20 protein-coding genes are annotated in these 18,696 nt (G+C 26.5%); 14 read left to right on the top strand and 6 right to left on the bottom strand.

Features of this window, described 5'->3' with window-relative positions; genetic code table 11:
• The first annotated feature begins 113 nt into the window (after positions 1–113).
• The 8 genes from vanG (at position 114) to H8923_RS08130 (ending at position 8,901) form a co-directional block, all read left to right on the top strand.
• Entirely contained in the window at positions 114–1,187 is a 1,074-nt protein-coding gene (gene vanG / locus H8923_RS08165; RefSeq protein WP_187127900.1) for a D-alanine--D-serine ligase VanG, read from the top strand.
• Between the two features lie 11 nt (positions 1,188–1,198).
• Positions 1,199–2,011 (top strand): D-alanyl-D-alanine carboxypeptidase family protein, encoded by an 813-nt coding sequence (locus H8923_RS08160; RefSeq protein ID WP_153971285.1) that lies wholly within the window; start codon positions 1,199–1,201, stop codon positions 2,009–2,011.
• A complete protein-coding gene (locus tag H8923_RS08155; RefSeq protein ID WP_153971284.1) occupies positions 2,001–3,038 on the top strand; it encodes an acyltransferase family protein in 1,038 nt (345 codons plus the stop codon). Before H8923_RS08160 ends, H8923_RS08155 begins: the two co-directional genes overlap by 11 nt.
• Before the next feature lie 24 nt (positions 3,039–3,062).
• Positions 3,063–4,208, top strand: coding sequence for a serine racemase VanT catalytic subunit (gene vanT, locus H8923_RS08150; RefSeq protein ID WP_153971283.1), 1,146 nt, complete (start codon positions 3,063–3,065; stop codon positions 4,206–4,208).
• Between the two features lie 176 nt (positions 4,209–4,384).
• Entirely contained in the window at positions 4,385–5,107 is a 723-nt protein-coding gene (locus tag H8923_RS08145; protein ID WP_153971282.1) for a M15 family metallopeptidase, read from the top strand.
• Positions 5,104–5,799, top strand: coding sequence for a response regulator transcription factor (locus H8923_RS08140; protein ID WP_153971281.1), 696 nt, complete (start codon positions 5,104–5,106; stop codon positions 5,797–5,799). The genes H8923_RS08145 and H8923_RS08140 overlap by 4 nt, the downstream gene beginning before the upstream one ends.
• The gene (locus H8923_RS08135) at positions 5,789–6,904 is read left to right on the top strand and encodes a sensor histidine kinase (protein WP_243139919.1); all 1,116 of its coding nucleotides are present in this window, start codon (positions 5,789–5,791) and stop codon (positions 6,902–6,904) included. The genes H8923_RS08140 and H8923_RS08135 overlap by 11 nt, the downstream gene beginning before the upstream one ends.
• Positions 6,905–7,140: 236 nt before the next feature.
• Positions 7,141–8,901: a glycoside hydrolase family 3 protein gene (locus tag H8923_RS08130; protein ID WP_153971280.1), complete on the top strand. Its 1,761-nt coding sequence runs from the start codon at positions 7,141–7,143 to the stop codon at positions 8,899–8,901.
• Positions 8,902–9,097: 196 nt separating this feature from the next.
• On the opposite strand, the gene H8923_RS08125 is transcribed toward H8923_RS08130, so the two are convergent.
• The gene (locus tag H8923_RS08125) at positions 9,098–9,394 is read right to left on the bottom strand and encodes a DUF1540 domain-containing protein (RefSeq protein WP_153971279.1); all 297 of its coding nucleotides are present in this window, start codon (positions 9,392–9,394) and stop codon (positions 9,098–9,100) included.
• A 146-nt stretch (positions 9,395–9,540) separates the two neighbouring features.
• Between H8923_RS08125 and H8923_RS08120 the strand changes: the two genes are divergently transcribed.
• Positions 9,541–10,410 carry an aldose 1-epimerase family protein gene (locus H8923_RS08120; RefSeq protein ID WP_153971278.1) on the top strand — a complete coding sequence of 290 codons (870 nt, stop codon included), beginning with the start codon at positions 9,541–9,543 and terminating at the stop codon, positions 10,408–10,410.
• A gap of 64 nt (positions 10,411–10,474) precedes the next feature.
• On the opposite strand, the gene H8923_RS08115 is transcribed toward H8923_RS08120, so the two are convergent.
• From H8923_RS08115 to H8923_RS08105, 3 genes are all read right to left on the bottom strand, one after another.
• Positions 10,475–10,795, bottom strand: a complete 321-nt coding sequence (locus H8923_RS08115; protein ID WP_153971277.1) for a (2Fe-2S)-binding protein — start codon at positions 10,793–10,795, stop codon at positions 10,475–10,477.
• A gap of 123 nt (positions 10,796–10,918) precedes the next feature.
• Positions 10,919–12,145 (bottom strand): deoxyguanosinetriphosphate triphosphohydrolase family protein, encoded by a 1,227-nt coding sequence (locus H8923_RS08110; protein WP_153971276.1) that lies wholly within the window; start codon positions 12,143–12,145, stop codon positions 10,919–10,921.
• Positions 12,146–12,264: 119 nt separating this feature from the next.
• Positions 12,265–13,017 (bottom strand): DUF6873 family GME fold protein, encoded by a 753-nt coding sequence (locus tag H8923_RS08105; RefSeq protein ID WP_153971275.1) that lies wholly within the window; start codon positions 13,015–13,017, stop codon positions 12,265–12,267.
• 140 nt (positions 13,018–13,157) lie between these two features.
• Between H8923_RS08105 and H8923_RS08100 the strand changes: the two genes are divergently transcribed.
• Both H8923_RS08100 and H8923_RS08095 read left to right on the top strand, forming a co-directional pair.
• Positions 13,158–13,691: a hypothetical protein gene (locus H8923_RS08100; RefSeq protein WP_153971274.1), complete on the top strand. Its 534-nt coding sequence runs from the start codon at positions 13,158–13,160 to the stop codon at positions 13,689–13,691.
• Positions 13,692–13,831: 140 nt separating this feature from the next.
• Positions 13,832–14,416: a 3D domain-containing protein gene (locus tag H8923_RS08095; RefSeq protein ID WP_153971273.1), complete on the top strand. Its 585-nt coding sequence runs from the start codon at positions 13,832–13,834 to the stop codon at positions 14,414–14,416.
• Positions 14,417–14,562: 146 nt separating this feature from the next.
• Here H8923_RS08095 and H8923_RS08090 read toward each other — a convergent pair whose 3' ends face one another.
• Together H8923_RS08090 and H8923_RS08085 are read right to left on the bottom strand one after the other, a co-directional pair.
• On the bottom strand, positions 14,563–15,114 hold the full coding sequence (locus tag H8923_RS08090; protein WP_153971272.1) for a hypothetical protein: 552 nt from the start codon (positions 15,112–15,114) through the stop codon (positions 14,563–14,565).
• Positions 15,115–15,225: 111 nt separating this feature from the next.
• Positions 15,226–15,474 carry a small, acid-soluble spore protein, alpha/beta type gene (locus H8923_RS08085; protein ID WP_153971271.1) on the bottom strand — a complete coding sequence of 83 codons (249 nt, stop codon included), beginning with the start codon at positions 15,472–15,474 and terminating at the stop codon, positions 15,226–15,228.
• 176 nt (positions 15,475–15,650) lie between these two features.
• On the opposite strand from H8923_RS08085, the gene H8923_RS08080 reads away from it, so the two are divergent.
• The 3 genes from H8923_RS08080 to glpK all read left to right on the top strand — a co-directional run bounded on the left by H8923_RS08080 (position 15,651) and on the right by glpK (position 18,511).
• Entirely contained in the window at positions 15,651–15,878 is a 228-nt protein-coding gene (locus H8923_RS08080) for a YgjV family protein (RefSeq protein ID WP_153926256.1), read from the top strand.
• Positions 15,879–16,116: 238 nt separating this feature from the next.
• Entirely contained in the window at positions 16,117–16,668 is a 552-nt protein-coding gene (locus H8923_RS08075) for a glycerol-3-phosphate responsive antiterminator (protein ID WP_153926255.1), read from the top strand.
• Positions 16,669–16,984: 316 nt separating this feature from the next.
• Positions 16,985–18,511: a glycerol kinase GlpK gene (gene glpK, locus H8923_RS08070; protein ID WP_153926254.1), complete on the top strand. Its 1,527-nt coding sequence runs from the start codon at positions 16,985–16,987 to the stop codon at positions 18,509–18,511.
• Positions 18,512–18,696: the final 185 nt, after the last annotated feature.

The raw sequence follows: 18,696 nt of genomic DNA, 5'->3' as shown, positions 1-18,696 counted from the left end.
TTTGTTATTTAATGTAACTTAAGAAAACTTAAGATTTACTTATAAATTATTTAAGATTTATCAAATAGAATAAACTCATAACAAAAAACTTAAATAATTAAAAACCAAGGAGAATAAAAATGAAAAATGTATTAATAATATTTGGCGGAAAATCAAATGAATATGGAGTATCTTTAAAATCTGCATCTGCAGTTATAGATAATATAGATAAAGAAAAATACAACCTTATGATGATAGGGATAACTGAAGAAGGAAAATGGTTAAGATTCAATGGAACAACAGATGAAATAAGAAACAATACATGGTTTAATCATAAAGACTGTAAAGAAGCATTTATATCACCATGCAGAAGCCATAAAGGATTTATAGAAATAAATAATTATGAAACAAAAATAGTAAAAGTAGATGTAGTATTCCCTATATTACACGGTAAGTTTGGAGAAGATGGAACACTTCAAGGGTTACTAGAATTATCAGGAATACCATTTATAGGATGTAAGACTTTATCATCAGCAATTTGTATGGACAAGGCAATAGCTCATAACATAGTAAGAGAAGCTGGAATAAGGGTAGCAAAATCATTAACGATATTTGAAGAAGATGATAGTGTAATAGAAAAAATAAAAGAAAAAAACATGAATACTCCATTATATATTAAACCTGCAAAATCAGGTTCTTCAATAGGTATAACAAGAATATCAAATTTATGTGAATTAAATGAAGCTATAAAAAAGGCATTTATACATGACAATAAGGTTGTAATAGAAGAAGCGGTAAATGGTTTTGAAGTTGGATGTGCAGTTTTAGGTCAAAATAATCTTATAGTTGGTGGAGTTGACGAAATTGAATTATCAAGAGGATTCTTTGATTTTAATGAAAAGTATACTTTAGAAACATCACAAATCCATGCACCGGCGAGAATTAGTGATATTAAAGCTGAAGAAGTAAGGAAAACCGCTATTAAAATATATAAATTACTATCTTGTGAAGGAATGGCAAGAGTAGATATGTTTATTGATGTAAACGGAGATATATTCTTTAATGAAGTAAATACAATACCAGGATTTACTGGAAGTAGTAGGTATCCTAAAATGATGGACTTAATAGGACTTAGCTATACGAAACTAATAGATAAATTAATTGAAGTTACTTTAATAAATGAATTAGTCGAAACTCCATCAATATAGGAAGTCTGATTATGAGTATGTTAATAGAAGAATATATCACATTAAAATTGACAGAAGAAGATTTACATTCGGGTGACTTAATATTAGTTAATCAGGATAATGAATTTAAACAAATGGGAGTAAATTTACTCCCTGTTGATAGCTTATATTTTGAAATTTACGGTGGACAACCAATATATATTAGTCAAGAAATTAATAAGCCGTTATTAAAATTAATTGATGCGATAAATGCAAAAAAGAAGTTTGTAGCAGTTAGTGGTTATAGAAGTGAAGAAGAACAAAAAGAAATATATAATAATTCAATATTAGAAAATGGAATAGAGTTCACACAAAAATATATTGCAAGGCCAAGAGAAAGTGAACATCAAACTGGATTAGCAATTGATCTTGGTGAAGTAGTAGAAAATGTGGATTTTATCTGTCCATCTTTTCCTCACGATGGGATATGTAAGAATTTTAAAGATTTAGCCGAAGAATATGGCTTCATAATGAGATACAAAAAAGATAAAGAAAGTATAACAAAAATATCAGAAGAAAAATGGCATTTTAGGTATGTGGGTATACCTCATGCAAAGTTGATTAATAAATATAATTATTGTTTAGAAGAATATATAGATTTTTTAAGAAAATTTGAATACAATACTAATCATTTAAAAATAGAAGAAGATAACTTAAGAATAGAGATATTTTATATTGAAATGAAAGATAAGATAATAGAAATAAACTTATCTAAGAATAAAAAATATCATGTATCTGGTAATAATATTGATGGTTTTATAATCACTTTATTTGAAGATATGGGGATGAATAGCTATGCATTATGAAAAAGTGAATGAGAAAGTAAGATTTGGTCAAATAGACTTATTTAAGTTTATAGCAGCATTACTTGTAATTACAATTCATACAGATCCATTAATTACTTATAGTGATTTTGCAAACTTTATATTAACTAGAATAATTTCAAGGTTAGCAGTGCCATTCTTTTTTATATCATCTGGATACTTATTTTCAATAAAACTAAGTGATGATAAAGTAAAAAATAACAAACTTTTACTTAATTATATAAAAAAAATTTTCAAATTATATCTGTTTTCAATAGTTATTTATATTCCTATTAATTTATATAATGGGTACTTCAAGGATAATAACAGTATAATAAGCTTCTTAAAAGACTTCATATTTAATGGAACTATGTATCATCTTTGGTATCTTCCTGCATTAATATTAGGTATGATTATAGTTTATTTACTAATAAGTAATTTAGGATTAAATAAGACGTTAATTATTTCTATAGCTTTATATATTATAGGTTTATTTGGAGACAGTTATTATGGAATATCTAATGATATAGATTTCTTAAAATATATATACGATAAATTATTTTTGATATTTAAGTATACTAGAAATGGGTTATTCTTTGCTCCAATATATATTACTTTAGGTTATCAATTATTATGTTTATATAACAAAGATAAAGTAGATCAATTATTAAAAAGAGATTTAGAGATATTTATAATTTTCTTTTTACTATTTGCTATAGAATCAACAGTATTAAAAATATGTAACTTACCTAAACATGACAGTATGACGTTGTTTCTAGTTCCATCTGTATATTTCTTATTTAGAATATGCTTACAATTGAAAAATATACAAATTAAAAGCTTAAGACAACTAAGCTTATATGTTTATATACTACATCCTATGATGATAGTAGTAGCAAGAGTAATTGGGAAAATTACCAAAACTAGTAATTTTATAATAGATAATAGTTTAATTAATTACCTTATTGTTACCTTACTATCGATTATCATATCGACATTATTGATTAATATCAAACCAAGAAAAATATAAAAGAAATTATACAAGGAGATTGAAATGAATAGTACAGAAAATATAAACTACGAAGATTTAAGAGCATATAGAGAAATCAATCTTTCAAATTTAAAACATAACTTACTTCAAATAGAATCATTACTAAATAATAACTGTAAGGTAATGGCTGTAGTAAAAGCCGATGCATATGGTCATGGTGCAGTAGAAGTATCAAAATACCTTCAAAGTTTAGGAATAATGCATTTTGCGGTAGCTTGTATAGATGAAGCTATTGAACTTAGAAAAGCCGGTATAGTAGGTGAAATTTTGGTTCTTGGATACACTCCTACTTCACGTAAAAAAGACTTAATCTACTATAATATTTCTCAAACTATAGTTGATATAAACTATGCAAAAGAACTATGTGAAAATGAAGGTATATTAGATGTTCATATTAAATTAGATACTGGAATGAATAGATTAGGTACAAAAATTGAAGACATAGAAGAACTTATTGAAATTTATAAAAATGAAAAGCTTAATATAAAAGGTACATTTAGTCATTTATCTAGAGCAGATAGTCTATTAGAAGAAGATGTAAACTTTACAAATAGTCAAATTGACAAGTTTTATAAGATAATAGATATATTAGAAAAAAGTAATATAGATGTAGGTAAGATACATCTTCAAAGTAGTTATGGTATTACAAATTACAAGAACTTAAAATGTGATTTAGTTAGACCAGGAATAATACTATATGGTGTTTCAAGTATTCCTTATGATAAAACACTTGATGAATTATCTCTTAAGCCAGTACTTTCTTTAAAAACAAAAATTGCATCAGTAAAAGTTATACATGAATCTGAAACTGTAGGATATGGTAATAACTTTACATCAAATAGAGATATGAAAATTGCAGTAGCTACTATTGGTTATGCAGATGGGTATCCAAGAGGACTATCAAGATATGATTTTAAAGTATTGATTAATGGACATGTTGCCAAAATTATAGGGAATATATGTATGGATCAAATGATATTAGATGTTAGTAATATAGAAAATTTAAAAATTGGTGATACTGTTACTTTAATAGGAGAAGATAAAGGGGGATATATTTCAATAGATGCAATAAGTGAAGTAACTAATACTATCAACAATGAAACGTTAACAGCAATTGGAAAAAGAGTTTCAAAGATATACATTAAGTAGAAAATAATGTATATTATAAGGTGTATACTTAGGCTTATCTAAGTATACACCTTTCTTAATATTATGATATTTAATAAAAATATATATAAACTTAAGAAAACTTAACATTTATTTATAAATTACTTAAGGTCTATTTCTTAAAATTAAGTCAAGAACTTAATAAGGAGACGATAGACATGAAACTTAAAAATATATTAATATCAACAACATTGTCATTAGGAATAACTTTACCAATTGGTAGATTAAGTAAATTAGACATAGATAATTACAGTTATATATTAGAGGACGAAGATATTACTAATAATGATTTAGAAGAATGCGAAGGAGCATTATTACTAGTAAATAAATATAATCCTTTAAATGATAGTTATGAACCATTAGATTTAAAAAAGCCCAATATTCCTTTTATTAATAATTCAATAGAAGAAGAAAAGCAAATGAGAGAAGTTGCATCAAATGCAATAGAGGAATTATTTAGAAAAGCAAAAGATGATGGTATAAATTTCTTAGCTACTTCTGCCTATAGATCTTATAATACACAAAATGATATCTACTTAAGTAGATTAGAAGCAAAAGGAAAAGAGTATGCAGATAAATATGTTGCTTTACCAGGTAAAAGTGAACATCAAACTGGTTTATCAATAGATGTAACAAATGAAAGAAGAAATTTCACTAAAAAGTGTAAAGAAGCTAAATGGCTAGCAAGTAATTCATATAAATTTGGATTCATATTAAGATACCCTAAAGGAAAAGAAAATATTACAGGTATATCCTATGAACCATGGCATATAAGATATGTTGGAAAAAAAGCAGCTAAAGAAATTTTTCAAAATAGAATAACTTTAGAAGAATATTTAAAGAATAAACAATATGACTTAGTAAGGAGAGAGATAAATTGAAAAATACAATACTTGTAGTAGATGACGAAGCTGAAATAAGGAACTTATTAGGAATATATTTATCAAATGAAGGTTATGAAGTAATAAAAGCAAGTAATGGTGAAGAGGCTATTGAAATTGTTAACAGCAAAGATATTAAATTAATTGTGCTAGACGTGATGATGCCTAAGATGGATGGTATAGAAACTTGCAAGAGAATAAGAGAAAAAATGAATATACCTATACTAATGCTTAGTGCAAAATCAGAAGATATGGATAAAATACAAGGTATTATGACTGGTGCAGATGACTATATAACAAAGCCATTTAATCCATTAGAACTTACAGTTAGAGTAAAAGCACTTTTAAGAAGAGCATATTACTTCAATCATAGAGAAGAGAATAGTAGAGATAATATAATAACAATAGAATCATTAAAAATAGATAAAAGTAAACATATAGTAACTGTTGATGATGGTGAAATACAATTAACATCAAGAGAATTTGATATTCTATACTTATTAGCTAGCAATAGAGGAAGAGTATTTAGCACAGAGGAAATATTCTCAAAAGTATGGAAAGAACAATACTATCAATCTAATAATACTGTTATGGTTCATATGAGTAGAATAAGAGATAAAATAGAAAAACATATGAAAGGTAGTAAGGTAATTCATACAGTATGGGGGGTAGGATATAAAATTGAAAAATAAGGAAAAAAATAAATATGTACTTAAAGTGTATAAGTATATATTTTCACAAATTATATATATGGGATTGAGTGCATTAATTGCATTATTTATTTTGCTTATGTTATACACTATCGCAAGAGATTTTCAATATACACCAATTCTTAGAGAGGCAATACACTTATTTTTATTTATAAAAAATAACTATTTTGGTGATTTACTATATATAATTATGGGATTCTTATTAACATTAGCTATATATCTTATGATTACCTTAAAAACTTCAAAAAATATAGCATCATTAATGCAAAGTGTAGAAATAATGGCAAGTGGAGATTTAGACCAAAGGATTGATGTAGATTCAAATGATGATGTAGGAAATATGGCAAGAAATATAAACCACATAATTGAACAATTAGAAAATAAAACAATAGAAGAAAGAAAAGCTCAACAAACAAAAACAGATTTAATAACTAATGTATCTCATGATTTAAGAACTCCATTAACATCTATAATAGGATATCTTAATTTAATAGAAGAAGATAAATATAAAGATGAAGTACAACTTAGATATTATACAAATATAGCTTATGAGAAATCTAAGGATTTAAATATACTTATAAATGATCTATTTGAACTAACTAAACTTCAAAATAATTCATTACCACTCAATAAAATTAATATCAACTTAGTAGAATTAGTATCTCAAGTAATATCATATTTAGATTATCAGTTAAATGAATCAAATATGGAAATAAGAGCTAATTTTTCTGAAGATAAACTAATAGTAAATGCAGATCCAGATAAACTTGTAAGAGTATTAGAAAACTTAATTAACAATGCAATGAAATATGGTAATGATGGAAAATACATTGATATTGTTACTAGAAAAGAAGATAATAGAGCAGTAGTGGAAGTAATCAACTATGGAGATCCAATACCACAATCAGATATCCCCTTTATATTTGATCGATTCTATAGGGTTGAAAAATCAAGAAATAGAAATGATGGTGGTTCTGGTTTAGGACTTGCTATTACAAAAAATTTAATAGAAGCTCATAGAGGACGAATTATAGTCAAAAGTGATAACAATAGAACTTTGTTTAAAGTTATTTTACCAGTGGATTAAACCATTATAAAAATTTGTTGAATAATTATAAAAAAGCCTTAGGTTAACAAGCCTAAGACTTTTTTATTGCAAATAGATTACTATCTATATGGTTTGTGTATGATAAATAATTAAGATAAAGAATGTAAAAATAATAAATTTGAAAAATAAATAATACTTGTATACTTGTATAATTAAATAAAGTATGATAAATTTATTATAGATACTAAATGACACTAAATATAGGGGTGATATATATGGTAAATTTAAGAATACAGCCTTATAATCTTGATGATGAAGGCGTAAAATGGGTACAAGATACTATTGCAAATATGACAATAGAAGAAAAAATAGGACAATTATTTATAAACATGGGTGCTAGCCGTGATGAAGAATACTTAAAAGGTGTGTTAGATAACTATCACATAGCTGGTGTTCGTTACAATCCTGGTACAGCAGAAGAAGTATATGAACAAAATAGAATATTACAAGAAAACAGTAAAATACCTTTATTAATAGCAGCTAATACTGAATCAGGTGGTAATGGTGCTTGTGTAGATGGTACATATATAGGAAATGAAGTTAAAATAGCAGCTACAAATGATAAGAGATATGCTTATGAAATGGGGAGAGTATCTGGTGTAGAAGCATCTGCTATAGGATGTAACTGGAGTTTTGCTCCAATAGTTGATATAAACAGAAACTGGAGAAATCCAATAATATCAACTCGTACTTGGTCTGAAGATGTAGATCAAACTTTAGAATTATCATTAGAGTACATGAGAGGAATAATGGAAAGCGGTATTGCTCCTGCGGCAAAGCATTTCCCAGGGGATGGAATAGATGAAAGGGACCAACATTTATCATTTGCTCCAAACCACTTATCAGTAGAAGAGTGGGATGAAACATTTGGTAAGGTTTACGGTGGATTATTTGAAGCTGGTCTTCCATCAATAATGGCAGGACATATATCTTTACCAAGTTATGTTCGTCACTTTAATCCAGATGCAACAGTACAAGAGCAAATATTACCTGCCACTTTAAATAAATATATACTAACAGATTTATTACGTGGAAAAATGAATTTCAATGGTTTAGTTGTAACTGATGCTTCTCACATGGTTGCAATGACTTCTGCTATGAAGCGTAGTGAAATGTTACCAACTGCAATAGCTGCAGGTAGTGATTTATTCTTATTCTTCAATGATCCAGATGAAGATTTCGCTTGGATGTTAGAAGGATACAAGAATGGAATAATAACTGATGAAAGATTAGAAGAGGCTTTAACTAGAATATTAGGAACAAAGGCTGCTTTAGGTCTTCACAAAAAAGCTAAAACAGAAATATTACAACCAAAAGAAGAAGCTATGGCCAAAATAGGTTTACCAGAAAACGTAGCAATAGCTGCTGAAGTTGCTGATAAAGCTATAACTCTAGTTAAAAACAATGAAGATATATTCCCAATATCTGTTGAAAAGCATAAAAGAGTTTTACTTGTTGATGTAAAAGGAACTGAAGGTGGATTTGGTGCATTAATAGGTGCTCAAGGACCTAAGCCAACTGAAATATTAAAAGCTCAATTAGAAGAAGGAGGATTCGAAGTTAGCATATGGGAATCACCAATTGAAAAAATAATGAGTCTTCCAGCTGAAGAAAGAAGAAAAGCTATAGGAAGTATATATGCTGCTAAGAGACCTATATCTGATTTAACTGATAACTATGACTTAATAATAAATGTTGCTGTTGTTAATCCAAATACAGATCAACGTATACAATGGCCAGCAAGTAAAGGTACTCCAGATATACCATTCTATGTAAATGAAGTACCAACTATATTTATATCAGTGCAGTGTCCATTCCACTTAGCTGATGTACCTCAAGTTAAAACTTACATCAATACTTATGACAATAAAGACATAACTTTAAAAGCATTAGTTGAAAAGATGTTAGGACGTTCTGAATTCAAAGGTGTAAGTCCAGTTGATGCTTATTGTGGACTACTAGATACAAGATATTAATAGCTAGTTATTTAATATTAAAATAGAATCTATATTGAGTATACTTATTATAGTATATCTCTATAGATTCTATTTTTTATTGAATTTATTTTATCAAAATATATTTATATATTAAATTATTACAAACTATATTATCAGATACAAATAATAAACCTCTATACATATGTAATATGATAGAGGTTTATTATTGTTTATATTATTCAGAAATAAAAGTCTCACAAGTAGCGTTGTTCATGTTTATTAGCACGCTAGGAGCAGTACAAGTAGAGTTAATATTATAATTACATTTTTTAGCTTTACAGTTGATGTCACTAGAAGTAGTAAAATAATTACTATTAATATTTGTAAGATTACTATTATCTTCAGGTGTGAAGGTAGAGCATTTAGTATCTGATGTACTGTTTGCTTCAGATCCTATTACTTTTATACTACCTGCATAACATGTACCTGAGTTATTATAAGCACAATTATGTGCATTGCAATTTAAAGTCATATGTAATTACCTCCATTAATTAATCTACATTTATTATTGGTAAAAAAAACTAAATTTATTACAATTTATTTCGTTTTTAATATTTTTACTATAAAATACTATATATAGATTAATATATATGTATATAAATTTATTAGGAGGGTGTTATGAATATATTACAAAATGAAAATTTGATAATTGAATCTATGAATTCTGGGGCAGAGCTTACTAGAATATATTCAAAAAAAAATAAAAAAGATATATTATGGTGTGGAGATGATAAATATTGGGGTAGACGTTCTCCTATACTATTTCCTATAGTTGGAAAGCTAAAAGATAATAAAACTATTATTGAAGGTAATACATATATAATGAATCAGCATGGATTTGCTAGGGATATGGATTTTGAAGTATTAGAAATTACTGATAATTCAGTATCTTATATACTTATTTCAAATGGTAAAACAAAAGCTTATTACCCATATTCATTTAATTTGATTGTTAGATATATATTAACAAAGTCTAGTGTAGTTATAGAATGGGAAGTAGAAAATATAGATAATAAAGATATATATTTTTCAATAGGAGCACATCCTGCGTTTAATATTCCTATGAATGATAATAAGTCTATACATAATTATAGCCTTAAATTTAAATACAGAGATAAGGTAGGTAATATAAGCCTTAATGGTCCTTATCATGATCAAACTAAAAATGTCGATAGTCTTGATATTATTGATTTAAAACCTAGTTTATTCAGTAATGACGCATTAATTTATACAAATATAGATGAGATTACTATATTAGAAAATAAAGAAAATGAAATTTTAAAAGTTGAACTTAAGGACTTCCCATTAGTGGGTATATGGAGTCCATATTACGAAGATGATAGTATAGCACCATTTATATGTATTGAACCTTGGTATGGATTAGCAGACAATATAAACTCTGACTATCAATATTCAAATAAAGCATATATTAATAAATTAAAAATAAATGAAAAATTTAAAACATCATATAAAATATCAGTATTATAAGTTATTAATTTATAAAATATGCATATGTAAAAAACTACTGGACATCATATCCAGTAGTTTTTTATTATCTCTTTATATCAATTACATTTTGGATAAGAGCCTTACATCTTCCGCAAGCACCACCTGCTTTAGTTTCTTCAGTAACCTTTTCTACAGTATCAGCACCGTTGTTTACAGCATTAACTACAGATTCAAGGGAAACATTGAAGCATCCACAGACAGATGCTAATATCTTTTCTATTTCACCAGCACATCTACCACAACCAGTAGCAGCACCAGTCATATCCTTTATCTCATCTAAAGTACGAGCTCCTTGTATCATAGCTTTTCTTATATCAATATAAGAAACATTTTTACAATGACATATTATTCTATCTCCAGCCATTTCTAATTCTCCTTATGTTTAAATATTTTTATGTAAATAATATTTTACCTTAATATGTATACCCAATCAATAAGGATTGAAACAAAATTTGGAAATAATAAATTATAGCTAGTATTATTTATATCAAAAACTTAATATTTCATTAAAGATTTTAATAGCATATGCATCTGTCATAGATGATACATAATCAATTATTAGCTGATAGTAATTATCTATATTATTTAGTTGATATATCTTAATATTATCATATTTAGAACCTCTAATATTTTCTTTATAATTTATACTATACTTAATAAGCCATTTTGAAAAACTATCACAAAGAGTAGGGTAAATATCCAACCATTCATTTAATTTATTTAAGGTATTTTCGCCTTCATAAATTGATTCTAATGTATTTAATATTGTATTTAAAACGAGTTCTACATATTTTTGAAAATTATTTAGTCGACTATGAAAATATATATTTTTATAGCAAAAAGCTTTTATATTATCCATAAACTCAGAATAATCGGGAGATAACATAATTCCATTTTCAACACTACTATTTTCACATAAATTAGTAACAAGATTATGAACTATAACTGTATTATTTATTTTATCAAAATCGGGAATATTGAACTTTTTTGTTATATTGTTTAGTTCGATAATTTGGGTTTTATTTAAAATTTTCAATGCAAGTGCATCTTCTATATCTCTACCTAAATATGATATTTTATCAGAAATCTTAACAACGCAACCTTCCCAAGTATATGGAGAAACCTCACCTGGCTTTAAAATTAAATTTAAATCAATATTTTCTTTTCTTGGAAATAATGGTTTAGATTTTACCTCCCCACAGTGACAAATAATACCGTCTCTTACAGCATAAGTTAAATTTAAATTAACTTCTTTGTCTGTTTGCGTTGGAAGGGTTTCAATATAATCTGCAAACCTTAGACTATTTTTTTCATGCCAAAATTTATACCCTAATTTATTTTTAGTAAAATTACTTAAAACCCTTTCACCATCATGCCCAAAAGGAGGATGTCCTATATCATGACCTATAGATATTGCCATAGTAAGTTCTGTATTTAAGCCAAGATACTTTGCAATAGAATAACTAACAGAAGAAACATGATTTACGTGTTCAATCCTAGTACATATATGATCATTTTTAGTAGCAAAGAATACTTGAGTTTTATGTTTTAATCTTCTATAAGCATTAGAGTGAAGTATCCTATTATAATCTCTATTAAACTCACTTCTTATATCATTAGAACGCTTATATATATCACCGTTTCTAATAATACACCTTTTATATTTATCATTATCTTCACATATTGATACATCTTCAAATTTTCTACTATCCATATAAACTCCCCTATAAAAAATAATAAAGTATTAATAAAATTATAGCAGTATTGATATAGTAGTAGTTTAAAATTTAAGCAAATAATATATTAAAATTTATATTTTATATTGAATCATTATTATATAGTACATAGTGGAATTAATGAGCCTAAATCTAGCAAATTTTCATTACTAAGTGATACGATTTTCTTGTTTTTCTTATTTACAAATTCTAGTATTTTATTATAGTCAGGATGTTTTTTTATATCACCAAAGAATGATAATGTATCTTTAGATATTAATCCACTACATCCACCTATAAATCCATAATCTAAATCAAATAGATCTATATATCCTTTTTCTATTAATAAACTATCAATACCATATTTAATTACTTCTTTATGTATTCCTTCATCAGAAGTTATAAGTGAATTTTCATCTACAATACATATAGAACATTTACTGTATCCTTGTTTTACATTTATTTTCTTTATATTAAACCTATCTAAATATTCTAGGATTATATTATCAGTATATTTAAAATTATGTATAGCATAATTTCCTAATATAGCAACATTATATTGAATATTATTAGGGTATTTGTTAGATATAGTTGAATTACCTTTGATAACATTAAAATTATAATTACTCAATATGTCATTATAATAACTGTATACATTAGGCGCTACCACTATGTTATTATCATTTAGCTTACAAACGCTAATGTCAGGATGATATTTAATAGCGTTATAAGTTCCATCACAATAAGGAGTTTTTATTATATTAATATTATAGTTCCTTAATTTATTTTCCATATCTATAGTAATTCTTTTATCAACAATAGCTAAAGATAGCTTTTCTTTTGTTATAAAAGATTCTTTCACATATTTCATATTTTCTCTCCTTAAGTATATTTTGATATATAGTATTATAATAAATCTATAAAAGTAAAACTACTAATTGTTAAAAATTTATGTTATATTATAATTTCCTACAGACATTAATAAGTATTACATAAAGGGAGGAATTTGAAATGGATCCAATAAGGGTTAAACCAGATGAATTTAAATTAAACAATTTTATAAATTACTATAATGATAACTATGAAGAGTTACTTGAAGAGTATCCTAATAATATAAGTAGAGTTTGCTTAGTAGATAAAGATTATATGGATGTGGTAACATTTGATGAAGACTACGAAGATATAGAAGATGCTCAAGGTTATATAGATTTACTTCTAAATGAAGAATATGCCCTACATTTTGTTATTGGTAAAACAACTGAAAATCAAGAAACAGTTGAATTTATAAATGGAAAAACACAAAGCTTAAGAAATTATATAGATGATGCATATGAAGAGTCATCTGTTAAAGATATAGGTGATCTTAATTTAGATTTAGATCACTTAATAGGTCTTTTATTTAATTTTGAAGAAGAAGATATAGTTATATCAGTTGTAAACTTTGAACATGGTGGAGAAATGTCTACACCAAGAATAGTCGAAGTTGACGATTGTGGTGATTTAGAAGAAAGTATAAGTAAATTTATATCAAGATTTATGGAATAATAAATTTTAACAAACTATGCAAATATATGTAAATCCTTAAATCCTATGTTAAAACCCTAGGGGTATAGTGTATAATACTATCAAAAGGTAACAAAATTGTAATTTGACAAAATAAGTTTTGTTAGCATAGGAGGGACATTATGAATAGAAAGTTATTAATGACAGCAGCAACATTAACTTTAATGCTTATGCCTTGTTTAAATACAAAATCATACGCAGCAGAAAATACATCAATTAATATAGAAAAAACAGCACAAGGATATGTAAACGCAAATACTGTAAACTTTAGGTCAGAAGGAAGTTTAGATGCTAAAGTTTACTATACTTTAGATAAAAATGAAGACATACAAATTGTATCAAAAGAGTCTGACTGGACTAAAGTAATTCACAATAATAAGACAGGATATGTATATTCTAAATATATAAGCGAAAAGAGTAACCAAGTGTCTAATATTGATTATAAAACTATGAATGTAACTGCCACCGCTTATGCAGGTGATACAATAACATCAACTGGAACTACACCAAAATGGGGAACTATAGCAGTAGACCCAAGTGTTATACCGTATGGAACAAAAGTATATATACCCGAATTTGATAAGATATTTATAGCGGAAGATACAGGAAGTGCTATAAAAGGAAATAAAATAGATATATTCATGGATACAGAAGAACACTGTAACACATGGGGTGTTAAGAAAATAGACATATATGTTTTATCGTAGAACTTAATATAATATATAAAAATATGTATAAAAAATGGTGAAATCTAATAGGTTTCACCGTTTTTTATACATATTTTTATATATTATAAATACTCATTTGGAAAAATTATTAAATTTAATATAATATTACATCTTTATCACATTTTTTACAACTTATCACTAGAAGATAAAAACATTAATACGTTATGTTTATCATCACTATTTTTATATTTAATCTCTAATCTATATGAAATTAATCCTACAAATAAAATATACAAAGTATTAGTTATTAGAATAGAAGAAAAATCAAAACCTAATAACATACTCTTATATATTCTACATACATATGAAAATAGATAACTTAATAGTAAAAACTCTACAGCTAAAATAACATCTTTTATGCTATTATTAATTAAATCTTTTATTAAATTATAATCTTTATATAGTTCATCTTGAAGTTCTGTATTATTTTTGATTATAAATACATCTAATCTGTGCTTTATGAAAACGAATGAATATTTTGTCATCCGTATTAAATAAAATATTGTCGTTAAGGTTAGTCTTAGATTTATGTAAAAAGCAACATATTTTAAACTAGAATATGTAAACAATAATTTAATAATCATTACATCGAAAATTAAAAAAAATAAACTTCTTATAATAATCCCTTTTTCGTTAAACCTAGGTGAATATATAAATTGTAATCTCTTATTATTCATATATTTATCTCCTATTTTATTTTATATATAGATTATAGGGAGTTTTATTAACTTTCTCAAGGATTTTAACATGCAATACCTTAATATATTTTTAGGCATTGCATGTTAAAATTAATTCTTAGAATTATAGTTGTTTAATAAGGCTTTTTCGGCCATTTCAACTAAACTTTTAGTCATATTACCTCCAACTTGCTCACCAGCAAGTACATTTTTTGCTACACCTTCTAAAGTATTTTGAGGCGCTTTACTTTCTATTTTATCAGTAACTTGATTATAATCATATCCAAGTTCATTAGCTATTTCCATTTTCATCATATTAAGAGCTAGCTTAGCATTAGAATTTACATTCTTATTTTCCATAGTAATTCTCCTTCATCAAATTAATTTACTTATAGCTTATACATATTACTAAAAAATATTAAGCATAATAAGTAAAAAATTAGTTTCCTTTGAGTAATAGGATGGAAAAGTACTTTTATAGTAAAATACCTAGCCTTGTGCTCTAAATAATTAATTTGTAAAAAGGAGAAATTATTATGTTTAGTACACAATTAGTAGAATGGATCGGATATTTAGCATCCATATTAATAGTCATATCATTAATGATGACAAATATATTAAGATTAAGAATAATTAACACAATAGGATGTGTAACATTTGTAGTATATGGACTTTTAGTAGGAGCTTATCCTGTAGCATTATCAAATTTTGCAATTATACTAATTAATATGTATAACTTATATAAACTTAAAAACCAAGGTTAATATTAATTATACCTAATAAATACATACCGCTAATAGTTGGTATTATAGTTAATATAGTAATAAATAATACTGTGTCTGATAAAATAGTTTTAGGAGTCTTATTTAGTGATTTAAGTAGTACGGGAATATATGAGATGTTTAAATATATAATTAATCATTTTTCTTTTTATTTTATGTATAATAAAGCTAACTCTAATGTTATAATTATATATATTTGAAATATTTGGGGGAAAAACACATGAAAGAATTGCTAGAAGTTAACCCTATAATTGGGGCAATAAAAAATGATAAATGTATTCAAAAAGTAATAGATTCTGACTGTGAGGTAGTATTTTTATTGAATGGGGATATTATGACTCTTAAAGAAAAAGTAGACTTATTACATAAATACGATAAAAAAGTATTTGTTCATATAGATATGATAACCGGAATCTCATCTAATCCTATTATTATAGATTATCTAAAAAAGGAATCAAATATTGATGGTATTATTACTACTAAAACTAATATTGTAAAAAGAGCAGTAGAACTTAAATTGAATGTTATACAAAGATTTTTCTTTATTGATTCTATGTCATTAGAAAATGCTATAGATAGTTTAAGAAAAGTAAAACCTCAAGCCATAGAGATTATGCCAGGTGTACTACCTAAGGTAATAAAAAGAATAAATAAGGAATTTAGCAATTTGCCAATAATATGTGGTGGACTTATAGATGAAAAAGACGAAATAATAAAAGTTTTATCTTCAGGAGCTATGGCAGTATCCACTAGTAAGTTCGAAATTTGGTAAAATCATATTTTGATAAACAAGAAAGCTTGTTATATATATAACGAGCTTTCTTGTTGACTAGGAAAATGTTTTCTGATACGATTTAGATAAGTTAATATTAAGGCGTGAGAAGAGAGAGCCATAGTTTATATACTATGAGCTTTTATTTTTTGAAAGCTGTAGTTATTAATAATATTATTACATTGTAGTTTATTTAATCCAAAGTATATTTAATGCCATCAAATGTTTTCATATTATTAAGTTAGACCTATATATTTAAATATATAAGTAATTTAATGTGTAAATTAAAATTTTTAATAAAATGGAGGAATATGGTATGAGTAAAAAATACATAATGGCGTTAGACCAAGGTACTACAAGTTCAAGAGCAATATTATTTGACAAAGAAGGTAATATAATTGCTACTTCACAAAAAGAGTTCACGCAAATATATCCTAAGCCAGGTTGGGTAGAACACAACGCTATGGAAATATGGGGAAGTCAAAGTGGAGTAATGAGAGAAGTACTAGAAACTAATTCTATATCTCCAAATGAAATAGCAGCTATAGGTATAACTAATCAAAGAGAAACAACTATAGTATGGGATAAAAATACTGGAAAACCAATATATAACGCAATAGTATGGCAATGCAGGAGAACTTCAGAGATATGTGATGAAATAGAAGCAAATGGATATAAAGATATGATAAAAGACAAAACAGGTCTTATCTTAGATGCTTATTTCTCAGGAACTAAAATAAAATGGATATTAGATAATGTTGAAGGAGCAAGGGAAAAAGCTGAAAATGGTGAATTATTATTTGGAACAGTTGATACTTGGTTAATATGGAACTTAACTCGTGGTAAAGTACATGTAACTGATTACTCTAATGCTTCTAGAACAATGCTTTATAATATAAAAGAATTAAAATGGGATGATGAGATATTAGAATTATTAAATATACCTAAATCTATGTTACCAGAAGTAAAACCTTCAAGTTGTATTTATGGTAATACAGATGAACAAATGCTTGCAGGTGCACAAATACCAATAGCTGGTTGTGCAGGAGATCAACAATCTGCATTATTCGGGCAAACATGCTTTGAAGAAGGTAGTGCAAAGAATACTTATGGAACAGGATGTTTCATGTTAATGAATACTGGAGAAAAACCAGTTGAGTCTAAAAATGGACTATTAACTACAATAGCTTGGGGAGTTGATGGAAAAGTAGAATACGCTTTAGAAGGAAGTATATTCGTAGGTGGAGCTGTAATACAATGGTTAAGAGATGAATTAAAAATATTATATAATGCTAAGCAAAGTGAGTTCTATGCAACAAGTGTTGAAGATACAAATGGTGTTTATGTTGTTCCTGCATTTACAGGGCTTGGAGCACCTCATTGGAATATGTATGCAAGAGGATGCGTAATGGGACTTACTCGTGGAGCTAATAGAGAACATTTAGTTCGTGCTTCACTTGAATCTATAGCATATCAAGTTAAAGATGTCCTTCATGCTATGGAAGAAGATTCTGGATTAAAACTTGCAGGCCTAAAAGTTGATGGTGGAGCTAGTGCAAATAACTTCTTAATGCAGTTCCAATCTGATATATTAGATACTAATATAAATAGACCTAAGGTTGTTGAAACTACAGCTCTAGGTGCTGCATACCTAGCAGGTTTAGCTGTTGGATTCTATAGTAGTAAAGATGATATTAAGAATTCTTGGATAATAGATAAGGAATTTACACCATATATGGAAGAATCTAAAAGATCTAAATTATATAAAGGATGGAAAAAAGCAGTTCAAAGATCTCTTGACTGGGCAAAAGAAGATGAAGAATTAGAAACAGCAGAGTGTTAATATTTAAACTTAGTAAATATTAGTGATAATGTAAATATAATTGTGTATAATTAAAATATAAAAGAAAACGTTTAAGTCACTTGATTTATTTCAATGTATAAACGTTAAATACTTGGCTAGAGAAAAGAGAGCCTTCTATACATTGTATAGGAGGCTTTTTGTTTTGTAGCTTGGCCAATATAAGG

This window comes from Romboutsia faecis, from assembly GCF_014323405.1.
GTDB classification, from domain to species: Bacteria; Bacillota; Clostridia; order Peptostreptococcales; family Peptostreptococcaceae; genus Romboutsia_E; species Romboutsia_E faecis.
The sequence above is the reverse complement of the archived record's forward strand: the minus strand, read 5'-3'. Positions and strand labels throughout refer to the sequence as shown.

What these genes read in the sequence shown, in the direction of transcription:
- H8923_RS08160 (WP_153971285.1), top strand. Translation starts at nt 1,199, where the DNA reads ATGAGTATGTTAATAGAAGAATATATCACATTAAAATTGACAGAAGAA.
- H8923_RS08155 (WP_153971284.1), top strand. Translation starts at nt 2,001, where the DNA reads ATGCATTATGAAAAAGTGAATGAGAAAGTAAGATTTGGTCAAATAGAC.
- vanT (WP_153971283.1), top strand. Translation starts at nt 3,063, where the DNA reads ATGAATAGTACAGAAAATATAAACTACGAAGATTTAAGAGCATATAGA.
- H8923_RS08145 (WP_153971282.1), top strand. Translation starts at nt 4,385, where the DNA reads ATGAAACTTAAAAATATATTAATATCAACAACATTGTCATTAGGAATA.
- H8923_RS08130 (WP_153971280.1), top strand. Translation starts at nt 7,141, where the DNA reads ATGGTAAATTTAAGAATACAGCCTTATAATCTTGATGATGAAGGCGTA.
- H8923_RS08125 (WP_153971279.1), bottom strand. Translation starts at nt 9,394, where the DNA reads ATGACTTTAAATTGCAATGCACATAATTGTGCTTATAATAACTCAGGT.
- H8923_RS08120 (WP_153971278.1), top strand. Translation starts at nt 9,541, where the DNA reads ATGAATATATTACAAAATGAAAATTTGATAATTGAATCTATGAATTCT.
- H8923_RS08115 (WP_153971277.1), bottom strand. Translation starts at nt 10,795, where the DNA reads ATGGCTGGAGATAGAATAATATGTCATTGTAAAAATGTTTCTTATATT.
- H8923_RS08110 (WP_153971276.1), bottom strand. Translation starts at nt 12,145, where the DNA reads ATGGATAGTAGAAAATTTGAAGATGTATCAATATGTGAAGATAATGAT.
- H8923_RS08105 (WP_153971275.1), bottom strand. Translation starts at nt 13,017, where the DNA reads ATGAAATATGTGAAAGAATCTTTTATAACAAAAGAAAAGCTATCTTTA.
- H8923_RS08100 (WP_153971274.1), top strand. Translation starts at nt 13,158, where the DNA reads ATGGATCCAATAAGGGTTAAACCAGATGAATTTAAATTAAACAATTTT.
- H8923_RS08095 (WP_153971273.1), top strand. Translation starts at nt 13,832, where the DNA reads ATGAATAGAAAGTTATTAATGACAGCAGCAACATTAACTTTAATGCTT.
- H8923_RS08090 (WP_153971272.1), bottom strand. Translation starts at nt 15,114, where the DNA reads ATGAATAATAAGAGATTACAATTTATATATTCACCTAGGTTTAACGAA.
- H8923_RS08085 (WP_153971271.1), bottom strand. Translation starts at nt 15,474, where the DNA reads ATGGAAAATAAGAATGTAAATTCTAATGCTAAGCTAGCTCTTAATATG.
- H8923_RS08080 (WP_153926256.1), top strand. Translation starts at nt 15,651, where the DNA reads ATGTTTAGTACACAATTAGTAGAATGGATCGGATATTTAGCATCCATA.
- H8923_RS08075 (WP_153926255.1), top strand. Translation starts at nt 16,117, where the DNA reads ATGAAAGAATTGCTAGAAGTTAACCCTATAATTGGGGCAATAAAAAAT.
- glpK (WP_153926254.1), top strand. Translation starts at nt 16,985, where the DNA reads ATGAGTAAAAAATACATAATGGCGTTAGACCAAGGTACTACAAGTTCA.